Annotated in this window: 11 protein-coding genes; 3 read left to right on the forward strand and 8 right to left on the reverse strand. The window is 48.6% G+C overall.

Annotation, left to right across the window (positions count from 1 at the left end; all coding sequences use genetic code 11):
• Window positions 1–18 precede the first annotated feature (18 nt).
• The 3 genes from KK083_RS09350 to KK083_RS09360 all read right to left on the reverse strand — a co-directional run bounded on the left by KK083_RS09350 (window position 19) and on the right by KK083_RS09360 (window position 2,971).
• Window positions 19–576: a dihydrofolate reductase family protein gene (locus tag KK083_RS09350; RefSeq protein WP_254162790.1), complete on the reverse strand. Its 558-nt coding sequence runs from the start codon at window positions 574–576 to the stop codon at window positions 19–21.
• A 123-nt stretch (window positions 577–699) separates the two neighbouring features.
• Entirely contained in the window at window positions 700–2,427 is a 1,728-nt protein-coding gene (locus tag KK083_RS09355) for a TPM domain-containing protein (protein ID WP_254162792.1), read from the reverse strand.
• Between the two features lie 88 nt (window positions 2,428–2,515).
• Window positions 2,516–2,971, reverse strand: coding sequence for a hypothetical protein (locus KK083_RS09360; protein WP_254162794.1), 456 nt, complete (start codon window positions 2,969–2,971; stop codon window positions 2,516–2,518).
• Between the two features lie 135 nt (window positions 2,972–3,106).
• On the opposite strand from KK083_RS09360, the gene KK083_RS09365 reads away from it, so the two are divergent.
• Window positions 3,107–5,164, forward strand: coding sequence for a HelD family protein (locus KK083_RS09365; RefSeq protein WP_254162796.1), 2,058 nt, complete (start codon window positions 3,107–3,109; stop codon window positions 5,162–5,164).
• A 27-nt stretch (window positions 5,165–5,191) separates the two neighbouring features.
• On the opposite strand, the gene KK083_RS09370 is transcribed toward KK083_RS09365, so the two are convergent.
• The 4 genes from KK083_RS09370 to KK083_RS09385 form a co-directional block, all read right to left on the reverse strand.
• A complete protein-coding gene (locus tag KK083_RS09370; RefSeq protein ID WP_254162797.1) occupies window positions 5,192–6,082 on the reverse strand; it encodes a PfkB family carbohydrate kinase in 891 nt (296 codons plus the stop codon).
• Window positions 6,083–6,219: 137 nt separating this feature from the next.
• Entirely contained in the window at window positions 6,220–8,880 is a 2,661-nt protein-coding gene (ppsA, locus tag KK083_RS09375; protein WP_254162799.1) for a phosphoenolpyruvate synthase, read from the reverse strand.
• Entirely contained in the window at window positions 8,877–9,332 is a 456-nt protein-coding gene (locus KK083_RS09380; RefSeq protein WP_254162801.1) for a MarR family winged helix-turn-helix transcriptional regulator, read from the reverse strand. Before KK083_RS09380 ends, ppsA begins: the two co-directional genes overlap by 4 nt.
• Window positions 9,333–9,661: 329 nt before the next feature.
• The gene (locus KK083_RS09385) at window positions 9,662–10,825 is read right to left on the reverse strand and encodes a hypothetical protein (protein WP_254162803.1); all 1,164 of its coding nucleotides are present in this window, start codon (window positions 10,823–10,825) and stop codon (window positions 9,662–9,664) included.
• Window positions 10,826–11,530: 705 nt separating this feature from the next.
• Here KK083_RS09385 and KK083_RS09390 point away from each other — a divergent pair.
• Window positions 11,531–12,232, forward strand: coding sequence for an RNA ligase family protein (locus tag KK083_RS09390; protein WP_254162805.1), 702 nt, complete (start codon window positions 11,531–11,533; stop codon window positions 12,230–12,232).
• A 12-nt stretch (window positions 12,233–12,244) separates the two neighbouring features.
• Window positions 12,245–13,351, forward strand: coding sequence for an AAA family ATPase (locus KK083_RS09395; RefSeq protein ID WP_254162807.1), 1,107 nt, complete (start codon window positions 12,245–12,247; stop codon window positions 13,349–13,351).
• 40 nt (window positions 13,352–13,391) lie between these two features.
• Here the strand turns inward: KK083_RS09395 and KK083_RS09400 are convergent, their stop codons facing one another.
• The gene (locus KK083_RS09400) at window positions 13,392–15,002 is read right to left on the reverse strand and encodes a hypothetical protein (RefSeq protein ID WP_254162809.1); all 1,611 of its coding nucleotides are present in this window, start codon (window positions 15,000–15,002) and stop codon (window positions 13,392–13,394) included.
• Between the last annotated feature and the right edge of the window lie 79 nt (window positions 15,003–15,081).

Here is a 15,081-nt window from a genome sequence, read left to right on the forward strand (position 1 = left end):
ACAAATGAATGGATCACCTTATGAATTTGACCGCGCAGGTTCGTAACGCAGCACTACAATGCCACAACTGAATGCCTGCGACCCTGCAAGTTTGAACAGTGACCGGGAGCCCGCGTTGAAGATCGGCATTCCCTTTCCTATGGCTGCAGGATTGATGAACAGGTGCAGCTCGTCGATCAGCTGCCTTTCAATTAATGACGACACAAAGGTTGCTCCCCCGTAAGCAATGATATCTCCACCCTGCTGCGCTTTCAGCGCGGCAACCTCGTCAACAACATTGCCCCTGGCGAGCGTGGTGTTTTTCCACTCAGACCTGTCAAGCGTGTGCGTGAAAACAACTTTGCGCGTATTATTGAAGATGTCGGCACCTTCAGCCTCGGGATTTGCAGCCCAGAAGGGAATGAATCCCTGCGCAAGTTTTCTGCCCAGTATGATGCAGTCTACGGGTTCAGTAATTTGCTTCACATACGCCTTCAGTTCATCGTCCCAGTTGGTCACCATCCAATCCATCTGGCCTTCGGGACCGGCAACAAAGCCATCGATGGAGAGTTGCATTTGCAATTTTAATTTTCGCATAAAGATTTTAAGTCAATGCAACAAAATAACGACCTGGCGAAGAAAGAAAATTGACAAAAACCGACATGGGAAATAAGAACAACGGGAATTTCCAGGGTTTGGAATCACCTGAATTTGGATGAATCACCAACTACTTCCCGAACCTCCGCCACCTGACGAGCCTCCACCCCAGCTGCTGCTGCTGCTGGAAGAGCCTGAGCTGGAAGAGCTGCTGCTGGAATCGGATTTTTTCGGGATGGTGAATCTGATCTTGGTTTTTTCGCCACAGTTGGCGCACAAGAAGTGATTGTAGCCATACCCGCTGGAACTGGTGGTTGCATCCGATACCACTTCACGCTGGGTCAGCTTCACTGTCTTTTTAGAACAGGTATTGCAACGCATGATCGTGGACCGGAAGTTCTCATGCTGAAATACCCGCTGACGGTTACAGGTATGGCAAACCCAAACATCGTAGTCGATGGAATTCAATTCCTCTTCTTTCACTTCACCTACAGCGAGAAACTTGTTGTCGGCAAATTCGTCGAGCTTCACCATCGTCGAACCACACTCGCAAGTGTAGGGAGCTTCTCTCAGCTTGTGCATCCGCGACCTGTGCCAACGATGGAACAACCACAGGAAAGGCAGCGGAAATATGTACGAAAATATTTTAACGTTGCGGTACGCCTCCGCCAGTGCCTCATACTTTATGTGCCGCTCACCGGATGACAATTTTGCTGCCCTGAGCGGAAGCAGTACCATATAATGCAGATGAACATACGCACACCAGGTGAGGTACGCCGCTGCTATCGACACATAGACCGGCGCATCGGGCAACCGGTAGGTGAAGAAATAAATTTCCAGCACCACTACAGGCCCCAACAGCAGGAAGAGCACGATGAACCAATTGTGGGTGTGGAGCTTGTTGCTGAATAGCGGAAAGAAAACCTTGGCTTCATTCGCTTCTTTTTTCCTGTACTCGCGCCGGCCTCCATCAAAGGTGGCCAGTGCCGCCACAACAATGCCGATGCCATAGACGATGAAAAAAATAAATGAATTCAATAATACATTCAGCGCATTCCCAACGGAAGTCTCATAAGGAATGCGGATCGTATAGGTGTAACCCTCCGCCGTTTGTTCAACAGACGACATTGTGGTGTCAGGAAGCTCAGGAAGCTCTTCGGATTCGTTAACACTCCTTACAGTAGCCCACGCCTGGAGGAAAGACATCTTACGGGGTGTTTTAACAGTGTATACATTGTCTTCCCAGGTTATTTCAGAATAGTCAAGATTTGGCGCCTCAACAGCGGTTGTATCGGATGCATACGGCGTTTCTGCAGCAACGGCCTCCGGGTTCAAGTGATTAAAAAGTGCATTCACACCCACTACCATGCCATTGTCATAGTCATCTGACCTGAAATAAGGCACCATGTAATCTTGCTGGATCCGAAAACACGTAACATCCGGGAGGTCACCTTCCAGTCCATAGCCGGTCTCGAATTCCACACGATGCTGGTCTTTCACTAACAGGATCAGCAGGCCATTGTCTTTTTCTTTCGATCCGAGCTGCCAGTGATTGAACAGCGCCACGGCAAAATCTTTGGGCACCTGGTCGCCGATGGAGTTTAACAGCACCACCGCTACCTGGGCTTTTCCCGCCTGGTCCAACGCTGCGAGCTGGGCGTTGATCTGCTGTGCAACCGGTTCTGTAATGATGTGATCTGCATTGCTCACATATCCGCCGTCGATCTTCTTGGGATCAGGCACTTCCTCTACGCTGTATTGATGCTGCTCACTATCAGAACAGCTGAGAATGAAGAGTGCAACTGTTATAAAAAACAACAGGTTTTTGGCTGCGGGGGAAATTTTGTTCATAAAACGTTAAGATACTAAAAAGTCCACAGTCGACGGTCCACAGTCCACGGCAGGTGGTGTGAACTTCACTGTAACCAAATTCAGCCTATCAAAGCTGAATCTCGTATATGAACAACATTTCGTTCTTAGTGTCCCAAAAATATTTTGAGCCACCGAATTGTCCGTATACTTCACTGCCTTGATCGGGTGTGAACCAGTCAGGTTTTTCAATCCAGTCTGGCGGCTCGACCTCAAATATTTCTGACCGGCTTACGCCAACTTTGTCAATTCTATGGCCTTCGAATCGATTTATCACCTTAAAGTTCCGCCACCACTCCTGCGTGGGTTTCAATTGCAGGAACATAACATACTCTTTAGTCCAGTGAGCAGATTGCCAGTATCTTCCTTTCTGTAATTCAACACCCGTGGGAGCTCCTCCATCCGCCCAATGATAATATACCTTCTCCGGGTCATTGGTATTGATCTCATCACAACTCGTGAGGAGCATCAGCATGATCGATAAGAAACAGGTTGAGTATTTCAATTTGATCTTTACTGTCGGCATGTTAGTTTCTTTGCGCGACAAATATCAAAAAAACCAGGCAGATTGTTTTGCCAGTATTCTGCCGGCCACATCTCCAGGTATTTGTCATTTTTTCGATTAAAATGCTGACCTTTGCGGTTCACAAAAATTCAACTGATGATCAATCCCAGCGAACTGGAAGAGCGTGAATACCTGGAAGAAATAAAAGAAAAGCTGTTGCTAGCCATCAGGCGGGTGAATGATTCAGTAAAGCAATATTCGGCGGAACTGAGGCAAAGCAAGGAGTATATCCATGAGCATCAGTCGGGAATGGACGAAGCCGACATGGTAGCTGCCGGCCAGTCCATCAATCGTATGGCCAGCATCGGAGAGTCGGCTGCGTTGCGTAAAAGAAAACTGATCAAGCTCAGCAGCTCTCCGTATTTCGGTCGCATCGATTTTGCGCCGGATAACGGCCAGGAGCTGCCGGTGTACATCGGCATCTATACTTTCACCGACGAGACCCAACGCGCCACGTTGATCTACGACTGGCGTGCGCCCATCTCATCCATGTTCTACGATTTCGAGCTTGGTGAAGGCTGGTATACAACACCTTCCGGGAAAGTAACGGGACGGATCCTGCTGAAACGTCAGTACAAGATCCAGGATGGCCGCATGGATTACATGATCGAAAACGCTGTGAGCATCCATGACGACATCCTGCAGAAGGAGCTGAGCAAATCGGCTGATGACAAGATGCGGAACATCGTGGCCACCATTCAGCGCGATCAGAACGCCGTGATCCGGAATGAAACAGCGCCGGTGATGATCATCCAGGGGGTGGCCGGATCCGGAAAGACATCTATTGCCCTTCACCGGATCGCTTTTTTATTGTATCGCTTCAGGGAAACGATCACCTCAAAAGACATTCTCATTATTTCTCCCAATAAAGTATTTGCCGACTACATTTCTAACGTATTGCCGGAGCTCGGTGAAGAACAAATCCCCGAAATGGAAATGGAAGAGCTGGCTGCCGACCTGCTGGAAAACAAATACAGGTTCCAGACCTTTTTTCAGCAGGTGTCCGAGCTGCTCGAAAAACATGATGCCGGCTTCATCGAAAGGATCCGTCTCAAGTCGTCGTTTGAATTTCTCAGCAAGCTCAACCAGTACCTCATCTACATTGAGAACAACTACTTCACCTTCGCCGAGCTGCAGGTAGGAAAAACGATCGTGCCCTTCCCTTTTATACTCGAAAGATTCAAAGCGTACCATCGCATACCTTTGTTAAAACGTTTTCCGGAGGTTGTAAAAGATGTACAGAATTTTGTGCGTGACAGCACGCAACGAAAACTGACGGGCCAGGAGAAAGCCAAGATATGGGAGGCGATACCACGGATGTTCAAGATGAACGATGTGTTTGACCTGTACCGCGATTTTTACAGGTGGCTTGGAAAGGAAGACCTGTTCAAAACCAAACATGGGGGCGTGCTCGAGTATGCCGATGTGTTTCCGCTGATCTATTTCAAATTGCGTCTTGAAGGCCTGCAGCCCTTCGATCATGTGAAACATCTGCTGGTAGACGAGATGCAGGATTATACACCGGTTCAATATGCGGTATTATCGAGGTTATTCAAGTGCAAAAAAACCATTCTCGGTGATGTGAGCCAGACCGTCAATCCATACAGCGCTTCGTCTGCCGACACGATCCAGCAGGTTTTTCCGCAAGCCGATACCGTCAAACTTTTAAGAAGCTACCGGTCTACCTATGAAATAACCGCCTTCGCACAACGGATCATTCACAATCCCGACCTGATTGCCATGGAACGACATGGGCAAGTTCCGGACCTGATCGGCTGCCAGAGCAATGCAGAAGAGGTGGAGGTGATCAAAAAAATGATCGCCGCATTCAAAACATCGGGGTATCACTCTCTGGGCATCATCTGCAAAACGCATCAACAGGCAAAATTCCTGAATGACGAACTGAAATCTTTGGGCGTGCACCTGCTCACGGCTGACAGCACTGCCTTCAAGGAAGGGATCACCATCACCACTGCACACCTGTCTAAAGGACTGGAATTCGATCAGGTGATCGTGCCTTTTGTGTCGTCACGCAACTATCAATCGGATGTGGATATGAAAATGCTTTACATTGCCTGTACGCGGGCGATGCATCAGCTGACGCTGACGTTCACAACCTCATCCCCGGCCAACCTCATCCCGGCCTTCTCCTGAGAGGAGAAGGGGGGCCTGCCCTTTGTCTTAGACAACGGGCATTGTTTTTTCGCTGTGTTGGAGCACGCGCGTGATTTCGCGGGTGGTTTTTGTGAAGGGGCCGGATGATTCAAGTTTCAGGCTGGCCATGGCGGCTGCGAATTCGCCGGCATGTTGGAGTGTGGCGCCCTGGATGCGCTGACTCAGGTAGCCTGCCATGTATGTATCACCACAGCCTGTTGCGTCTACTACCTGGCGTGGTATGTAGGCGGGGATATCGTAAAAGGTATTGTCATGATAGAGTACGGAGCCCTTGCTGCCCAGCGTGATGATCACTTCTTCCACACCCCAGTCGGCGAGCATGCGCGCACCGGTGCGGGGGTCAGCCTGACCGGTGAGGACCTCCATCTCATACTCATTCGCTTTCAGCATGCTGATGTAGGGCAGTGCCGCGATCTTGTCTGCCCAGTCAATGGGTACCACTTTCTGTCCATCGACTTTGCGCAGGAATCCCTGCACATCCAGTGACACCTTACCTTTCGAGGCCAGCAGGCGGATCAGGTCTATGGACATGTCTGGCGCCAGCAATGGCCCAAGATGATAGATGCTTGCCGTTGCAGGCTGGAGCTGCTCCATAGTAAACGGATCGGCCACCTGCAACACGCGCTGGGTGCGGTGATCGAGGTTTCCGGTATACGTGTTCTCGAAAAAAACGGTATGGGTACTGGGCAACGCCATCACTTCAATATTTTTGGCGCGCAGCTCAGCCACCCGTGGCAGGTCACTTTCGCCCAGTGCCGTTACCAGCAAATATTTCACAGGCGTTGTATTGATGGCATGCGAAAAGTAAAATGCGGTACCACCCGCCATGTACATTTCGGTTTGTGGCGTTACTACCTTGTCGCGGGTGATGTGGCCGATGCAGCAGATATCATACATAATCCTGTGGTGCTGATTTTATTCCGGCAAATGTACGGATTGCCGGAATATCTTGACACAGTGAATCCTCTGAAAAATGAAAAGACAGTTACACATTAATGTACAACTGTCTGAACTTTATACAGCGTTTCCCTGTTTTAGACGATCTCTATATACCCTTCTGTTCCATGCACACGAATGCGTTGCCCGTCTTTGATCAGTTTGGTAGCATTCTCCACGCCTACTACTGCTGGTAAACCATATTCGCGTGCGATCACTGCGCCATGGGTCATCAGCCCACCAACTTCGGTAACGAGGCCTTTTATGGATACAAACAATGGTGTCCAGCTGGGATCCGTAAAAGCAGTGACCAATATATCGCCATCTTCCAGGTCAGCCTCTTCCATGTTCAGGATTACACGGGCGCGCCCCTCGATCACGCCCGCAGAAACGGGAAGTCCCACGATCGCCCCGGCCGGGATACCCTCCCGATTGTACTTGCCAGCAACGATCTCACCGTCTGACGTGATGACCCGTGGCGGCGTTAGTTTTTCATACTGCTTATATTCATCCTTCCGATTGCTGATGATCTGGTAATCCAGTTTATGGGTGCGCACTACTTCGTGAAGCTCTTCAAAAGTGAGGTAGTATGCATCTTCCTTCTCATGGAGAACCCCGGCTTGCACGAGCCGTTCGGCCTCCTTCAGTAGAGCCTGTTTATAAACAAAGTAACGCTTGATCATGGCATATTTTGGATACTCGCGATAACCTGCGAAATTCCGGATCGCATCGATCATACTTTTTGTTTTTTTAGCTTTTTCCTCACCATCCGGCCCCTGATAGCTGGCAGGGTCCTTCAACCGCGCTAATAACTCCTGTTCTTTTTTTAATGCTTCCTGCTTTCCCTGGTCAAATTTCCGCTTGCTGGCACCAGGCTCAAAATTCCTGATGTTGCTCAGGATCATCGGGACAAGGGTAATTGGTTTTTCGCTCCAGCGGGTTTTGGTAATATCGATCTCTCCCACACACCGCATGCCGTATTTATCAAGATAAGCCTCGATAGCATTTCGGGTTTCTTTGCCACCCTTAAGCTTCAACAGCTCATCTAAAAAGTTATCATTTTTTACATGGTGCAAATAATCGATTACTTCAGGATAAGGACGGATCGCGTCTGCAACGTCCAACAGCGCCAGGCCCATTTCCGACGTGATATTATTTGGTGCGGATTGGGCCAGCGTATCTGCCGCGTTCTTCTCACCCAGCCACTCATTCATTTTTTCATTGATCCACGCCGCCGCGTTGATCGAAGCCATGATAGCCCCCAGGCTTCGTGGATCAAATGATAACGTCTTCAGTCGCTGGATGTCCTCAACGATAAAATCGAACACTTCCGATCCCGATCTTGTTTGGATGTTTTGCTTTAACGTTTCTACCGATGTTTCAAAGTTTGTGATCAATTCAGAAACGATTGCCGGATCGAGGCTATCGGGATCAGGTTGTGTTTGAAAAACCGCAGGCAATTCGGTTTTTTTACAGTCGTCGGCGGCCGGTGCTTTATTCGCCGCTTTATCGGGTGGGCTATCGGGCGTTGACGATTTTATAAAATCACCTCGCTCTACAACGGTCATCAGCGCGTCTTTGATGAGCGGATCGGATTTCCCCAACCCGTCTATTACTGTTCTTCTGTTGGCAGGCGACGCCAGCATGTGTGTGAGATCGACAAACAACCTTCCACCCGCTTTACGCATGGGGGCCCGCGTTATCAACAGGTAGAAAGACAATCCCAGTGGTCGTATGGGGTCGGTCATCATTTGCTGATGGCCCACCGATACATAGACGTGATTTTCCTGATCATTGGCCTCGGGTATGGGAAATAAAGTAGTGATGGGCCTGCTTTGAACAATATAGAATCTGTCATCAACCAAACACCATTCGATGTCCTGGGGGTGGCCGAAATGTTCTTCGATCTTTCTGCCGATGCCTGCAAGCTGCAAGATCTGTTCATCGGTGAGCGCCTGCCTGTTCTGCCGCCCCGGATCGATCTCCTGTTGTTTGGTGCCTCCTTCTTTCACGGCATCAACAGCGAGCTTTTTCGTAGAGATCTTCTTATCTATAATACTGCCCTTCTGCACTTTGTAATTATCAGCATTCACCAGGCCCGATACCAGGGCCTCGCCGAGTCCGAAGCTGGCATCGATGGATAAAATTTTCCTGTTGGATGTGACGGGATCTGCCGTGAATAAAATTCCCGAGACCTGCGGAAACACCATCTTCTGAACGACCACAGACAGGTGGACCTTTTTATGATCAAATCCATTTTGCAAACGGTAGGTTACGGCCCTGTCTGTATACAACGAGGCCCAGCACTTGCTGATGTGCTTCAGGATGGCCTGCTTGCCGATAATGTTCAGGTAGGTGTCTTGCTGGCCTGCAAAGGAAGCTGTTGGAAGATCTTCCGCGGTGGCGCTGGAACGTACGGCATAAGCGTTTTGGTCACCCAGTTTTTCAAGATGATGCGTAAGCTCACTATCGATACTTTTCGGGATCGTTATTTCTTCGATCACCTTGCGGATCTTTGCACTGGTTTCACTAATGGCTTTTCTATCATCCGCTTTTAGAACGGCCAGCTGATCCAGCAGGACGTTAAACGTTTCGTTACCGGCAATAACTTCTTTGTATGCGTCTGTGGTGACACAAAAGCCTTCGGGCACCTGTATTCCTTCGATCCTGGAGAGCTCACCCAGGTTGGCGCCTTTGCCTCCGACCATGGGGATCGCAGTTTGATCGATCTGCTGAAAACCAAATATGTAAGTGCTCATTTGTTGTTGAGTTTATTGGTTGCATCATTCATAATTTCGATCGCTTTCAAAAAGTAGGTTTCAATAACCTTCACTTCTTTGGCGGAAAATGAAGCGAGAAGCTTGTCTGACTTGCTTCGATACTCCTTATAGAGTGGCACAAAGAGGGCCATGATGTTTTCGGTATTCGGTTCGATGAATACCTTCCGCCGGTCGTCTTCAGCGAATTTCCTTTTTACCAGCTTTTTCTTTTCAAACCTGTCAATCAGTCCTGTCACGGCCCCCGTTGTGAGGCCCGTTAATACCGACAGCTCACCTGCCGTCATTTGTCCTTTTTCCATTAAAAATCCCAGGTATTTGTGGTCGGTTCCTGAGAGACCTGCCTTCCGGGCAACGGCTTCGTGCATCTGAAGGGTGGTGAATGCGTATGCCTGATTCAATTTCCTTATATGTTTGAGTGCCTCGTTGTCCATATTTTATCTTAGTTTGTAAATATCTTAGTAACAAAGATAATATTAAAAACATACAAAGCAAATCAGTTCACGGAAACTGGGCGGGTTTAAAATCCCAAATGCAAAACGCAAAGGGCGCAAAGGAGGCGCAAAGAACGCCGAGTAAATAAAGTCATTACTTTCTGGGAGCTGCGCAGATCTACTTGAATCAGTTATCGGGAATTGCAGCAGAACGCGAAGGTCGCTACGCTCCTTTTGAGGCTATCGGATCTTAAAAATAAAGGAGGATGAGGCCATGAATCTCAGGCAACAAACGTTTCGAAAATCCAGAAAGGGGTGTTCCCTAGATCTTATTTTTGCAATCCCGCCTGATGATCCTGCCACTGCTTTTCCCAAACAGTTAGTCCGGAGGAATATTTTGGATCGATCTTTTTGCATTGCGCCTCATACATGGATGCCAGCGCGCGCTCGCCCAGGAAATAATATATTTTTCCGAACGTATTCCACGAGGCAGCGCTGGAAGGATTCAACAATGCCTGGATCTTTGCCAGGGCTAATGCTTTTCTGAGATCATTCTTTTTCAACGCTTCATCCACGGCAGCACTGATGGCGCCAGGCGGTACCATGTTTACTACGGCAGCGCTTACGACACTATCCGTTTGCGTGTTCAATTGCGCAGTGCTCATCTTCAGAAAGCTGTCGCGGAGGTTTGTCATGGTGACGCCTGTTTCCATGATCTGCTTCAATCTTGGATAAGGGATCATGCTGTTCGTTTCTTCCTGGTCTGCCCTGGTGCGGATGAGGTATTCCGGGCGGAAAGGCTTGCTCACGATAAACCGGCTCAGGTCTTCATTACGTCCGTAGATCAGCTCCCTGCCCGCAACAAAACGGTTGTCGTAGCGATAGTACATGCAGGAGACGTGGAGCGCCTTATACCGGGGAAGATAGAAATAAAGAAAGTCTTTGGTTGGCAGGTTCGGATTGTTGCTGTCTTCGATGCGGTAGGTGATGATCTTATTGCGCTTGTCGTTGATAACCATGCTATCGGTGTCAACGAAACGAATATACTTACCGTACCGGAGCAGTGTAGCGGAGTCGATATATTCCTTGATCCTTTCAAAGTTCTGGCTGGTGGTGACCAATGTGATCTTGCGGCTGATGAAAGGAATAACGGACGAGATACTGTGCGGGTGCCAGTGCGTGCTCAGCACATATTTCAACGGCTTCGACGGAAAGTAACTTTTCAACGATTGCAATACCTGTTCGCCTTCCGCTGTATGATCTTTCAGGTGGGTTGTACCGGCACCGTCGTTCGAGATCGGCATCTCGATCAGCGCGATGTAGTTGCGGAATTCTACGATGGTGCTTTTGGTTACAATGTTTTTGGTTTTTGTGGTGTCATAGTACATGAAATAGAGTCCTTCGTCGACCTTGCTGATGTGGTGGGGGGTTGTTTGCTGGGCAAAAGTGGTGACAGCCAGGGTAAGGATAGTATAGGTGAGTATTGTTTTCATGGGGGTAAATAAAGGTGGACCAAATATAAAGGTGGGCAAGCCCCTACCCTGGGAGTAGGTTCTTTTTAACAATTTATTTAACAAAAAAAGAGGACTCTAAATGGTGGGGTTCTAACCAGGGGGCACATTTACTGGTGTAGTTTCTTACTGCTTTTTTCTGTTTGCTTCTAGTGAAACAGCTTACATTTTGTGGCAGGGCCACGAGTCTTACTTTTTGTCTTGATACAAAAAGTAACAAAAAGATCAAGAGCCCAAAAATGCTGCCTCACACACTTGCCGGGGCGCGCCCGCTTTTGGGCTCGGGCCCCCGCGCGTCTAACCCGTTTTGACAGGGTGCAATAATAAAAGTTACAGTCTTTGATTCAGTGCTACGGTTATTCTTACTTCTTACCCCTACTCCTTCTGCAGCCTTTCATTTTTTTGGAAACTTACTGACCAATGTTTCGTATTATAGCTACAAAACTTATCTTTGCATCACATTGCAAAAATGTTCAACCCTTTAAAACGAGGGATTTCAAAAATGCCTGTCTTGTAATACCATACCAATCATAGCACTCCTTGTTCAAAAGGAGCTTGCTGGTATTTTGTCTGAATTTATTGGGTAATCGATAACGCCTGAACAAGGTGCCTGGAATTGCGTCTTAACCGTTGCACATTCCTGGATGGCAATGCCATACCCTTTTACAAACTTTAATCGTGACTATTATGAGTATTTCAAGAAAATACGGCAGAACATATCATTATCCTTTTTCGCCCGGAACCACAAGCGACGACCGGATCAACCACCAGTATTGGTCTGATATTAACCGGATCGATACCATTGTTCACACCGAAAAGCTCGATGGTGAAAATAACTGCCTGAGCTGGTATGGTGTGTTTGCGCGATCACACGCAGCCCCGACTACATCGGCATGGACACAAAACATCCGTGAGCGCTGGGCTCTGATGAAAAATGATCTGGGCGACCTCGAGATCTTTGGCGAGAATCTTTATGCGATCCATTCCATCGCGTACCGAAAACTGGAACATCACTTCTATGTCTTCGCGGTGCGGATCCAGGATATGTGGCTGAGCTGGGAAGAGGTGAAATTCTATGCATCGATGTTCGATTTCCCAACGGTGCCGGAATTGATGGTGGTAAAACCTTCGGACGAGCCGTCGTTCAAAGAGCAGGTAATGACGCTGGTGAAACAACCCAGCGCATTGGAATCGTACGATATACTCACGGAGAAACCATGTACCTGTGAAGGTCTTGTGAGCAGGAATGCAAACGCATATGCCGTACAAGAATTCGAGCACAACGTATTCAAATACGTTCGAAAGGGCCATGTAAAAACGGACGAGCATTGGACCCGAAACTGGCGCCGTGCAAAACTGAAGTGGGAGTATCCGTCATTAACAAACTAAAATCGGAACATTATGAACTGGTCAATTTCAAATTACAAGGAATGGCATAAGCTTGAGCAGGCGTTCACCTGGGTGGCCGATATGCGGGGCGTGGCACAGGACCGGATCCATCATGCCGAAGGTGATGTAGCCACTCATACAAAAATGGTGCTTGATGCCCTCACAAATGACGGGGGTTTTCAAACACTCGACCGGCAATCACAGGAGGTATTGTGGGCTGCCGCACTCTTGCACGATGTTGAGAAACGTTCTACCACCGTGACAGAAGATGATGGCCGCATTACCTCCAGGGGGCATGCCAAAAAAGGGGAGTTCACAGCAAGGGAGATCTTGTTTCGTGAGATCCCCACTCCTTTCTATCTGCGTGAAAAAATATGCGCGCTGGTAAGGCATCACGGCCTTCCTTTATGGATCATGGAGAAAGTCAATCCTGTAAAGTCGCTGCTTCAGGCTTCGCTGCGTGTTGACATGCCGTTACTGGCATTGCTGGCGAAATCAGACGCGCTGGGAAGGATCTGTTCCGATCAGCAGGAACTGCTGGACCGCGTAGAACTCTTTGCTGCTTATTGCGAGGAACAACAGTGCTGGAACAATCGCCGGGAGTTTGCTTCTGACGTGGCCAGGTTTACTTATTTCCATAAACCGGACTCTGCTCCTGACTACGTTCCCTACGATGATCTGAAAGGGGAAGTCATTATGATGTCAGCTTTACCGGGCATGGGAAAGGATACTTATCTTAAAAAACACTATCCTGATCTGCCGGTGATCAGCCTCGATGACATCAGGCGCAAGCATAAGCTTAAACCGGATGACTCTTCAGCAACGGGATGGGTGGTTCAAGAGGCCAAAGAGCAGGCGAAAATCTTTTTAAGAAAGGGACAGGCTTTTGCATGGAATGCCACCAACGTAACGCGGCAGATGAGGTCACAATGGATAGACCTGTTTGCATCGTACAAAGCACGCGTGAAGCTCTTCTATGTAGAGGTGCCTTACCAGGACTGGCTTCGTCAGAATAACAACCGCGAGCATCCTGTTCCTGCGAATGTACTTCAAAGGTTGCTGGGCAAACTGGAAGTGCCTACGCCGGATGAAGCGCATACGGTGGATTACATTGTTTAGAGGTATTTAATTTAAGGGGGCTGACATCTCAGCCCCCGCTTTACTCCAATGCTCTTCCAGCCAGGAGATTGCCGAGATTTTTTTTCGTACTCTCGTTGGGTTCATTCTCCTCTACGTGCAGAAGCAACTCTCTGGTTCCCTGTGGCCAGTGCTCCGCGCCCCAGCCTGACAGTGCTCTCACGGCCATATTACGATTTCTTATTACGGGACTTGTAAGGCCTACCTTTATCAACTCAAATCCGTGACCGGGATAGTGACCTAATTCCTGAAGCAGGGAGCTGAGACACGAATGGGCATTATATGCTGGTCCGAGTCCCATTTCGTCAGCTGGTCCCGTTGCAATTTCATTCAGCGGTAATTTTTCAACAGCCAGCGCCACGATCTGTTTGATCCTCTCCTGATCCGCGTTTCTCATAATATCATACCAGCGTGTTGACTGCAAGGGATCTTGCACGAGGCGTTGCCAGTGCGTTTCCCAAAGAGAAATGCCCAAAATATTGGCTGCCTGCGACACGCGCCAGAACTCCTGATCATCTCTTGTGTTTTTCTTTTCCAGGACTATCTGTTTCCATTTTGGATCAGAGAGTATCTTATGAAGATCGATCAGCATATCTGACCTTAAGTTAACCGACCACCCCATCCGCTCTCTTTGAGTCCAGTCTACCTCCTTATCTTCCAGGAAATCCTTAATAGCCGCGAGGTTCAGAAAAACATCAAGGGTATCGGCGCGCTCTTCAACCCGTGTTAAATACAGGTCCGTTACCTCCGCACCATCTTCATACTGATCTATGTTCTGTGCAGGCCCACCATTCATCAGGGCAACGATGAGGTCGCCGGCAGCACTCAACACATCCGCTGATACGGAGGGCATAGACAGTTCCGAAACCAGATCACCAGCAACGGCGCAGGTATACGCGAGGTATTCATACATCACGCTGTTTTTATAACCTTCGCGAAGGAGCCATTTTTTGATGGCCTGGTTTTTAGTATTGGCCAGCCTCTCCACCAGGTGAATTCTTCCCCATCCATCCACACATTTAGCCAACTCCCAAAGTACCGGCTCGCTGTTCTCTAATGAATTTGTTATCGCCACGGCAGAAAAAAGCGTGAACTCCTCATGCTTGCCGAGCGTGATCATCTTATCAACGTCACTGTTATCACGGATCAGGCCGAGTAACGCTATTCCAAATTTAACCGGTCCTCTGTCAGGGCTTTCGAAGGCCAGCCACCTTGCGTAGCTGTGTAAATGAGGGTACACCGGAGGTTCCGCTGCTGCTATCTTCTCCATGGCGGGATCGATAAAATCCATAATATTATCTTCCGATAACATATTGTACAGCGCGAGCTTGTCGACCAGATCGTTCTTTTTCGAAATCGCTTTGATCAGGCCTGCAATTTTCTGCGCTACTTTTTCATTGCCTCCCGGGTTTCCATGATGCCCGAACGCACCATCCATACCACCCGCCACCCACCGCAGTGACCCATTTTTAAAACGTACTTCTTCATCAGGTAAGTTAAACGCCGATGGGGCCAGTCGTCCTGAGCTTTCAAGATTGGACTGAATATGACCAAAAATTGAGGGGCGGTTATTCCAGGGAAGCGCCTGTGGCTTCACATCCTGGTTCTGCTTAAAAATGGAAAAAAATTTCATGATGATGTTCTTAAAAGCGGTGACTACGTTCACCCAGCACAAACCTAATGATGCAGTGCGCAGTCTTTTTGCACACTAA

The organism is Chryseosolibacter histidinae (assembly GCF_018598225.1).
Taxonomy (GTDB): Bacteria; Bacteroidota; Bacteroidia; order Cytophagales; family Cyclobacteriaceae; genus Chryseosolibacter; species Chryseosolibacter histidini.

Coding starts and splice junctions, on each gene's coding strand:
- KK083_RS09385 (WP_254162803.1), bottom strand. CDS start 10,825: ATGAAAACAATACTCACCTATACTATCCTTACCCTGGCTGTCACCACT.
- KK083_RS09360 (WP_254162794.1), bottom strand. CDS start 2,971: ATGCCGACAGTAAAGATCAAATTGAAATACTCAACCTGTTTCTTATCG.
- KK083_RS09355 (WP_254162792.1), bottom strand. CDS start 2,427: ATGAACAAAATTTCCCCCGCAGCCAAAAACCTGTTGTTTTTTATAACA.
- KK083_RS09395 (WP_254162807.1), top strand. CDS start 12,245: ATGAACTGGTCAATTTCAAATTACAAGGAATGGCATAAGCTTGAGCAG.
- KK083_RS09350 (WP_254162790.1), bottom strand. CDS start 576: ATGCGAAAATTAAAATTGCAAATGCAACTCTCCATCGATGGCTTTGTT.
- KK083_RS09380 (WP_254162801.1), bottom strand. CDS start 9,332: ATGGACAACGAGGCACTCAAACATATAAGGAAATTGAATCAGGCATAC.
- KK083_RS09365 (WP_254162796.1), top strand. CDS start 3,107: ATGATCAATCCCAGCGAACTGGAAGAGCGTGAATACCTGGAAGAAATA.
- ppsA (WP_254162799.1), bottom strand. CDS start 8,880: ATGAGCACTTACATATTTGGTTTTCAGCAGATCGATCAAACTGCGATC.
- KK083_RS09400 (WP_254162809.1), bottom strand. CDS start 15,002: ATGAAATTTTTTTCCATTTTTAAGCAGAACCAGGATGTGAAGCCACAG.
- KK083_RS09390 (WP_254162805.1), top strand. CDS start 11,531: ATGAGTATTTCAAGAAAATACGGCAGAACATATCATTATCCTTTTTCG.
- KK083_RS09370 (WP_254162797.1), bottom strand. CDS start 6,082: ATGTATGATATCTGCTGCATCGGCCACATCACCCGCGACAAGGTAGTA.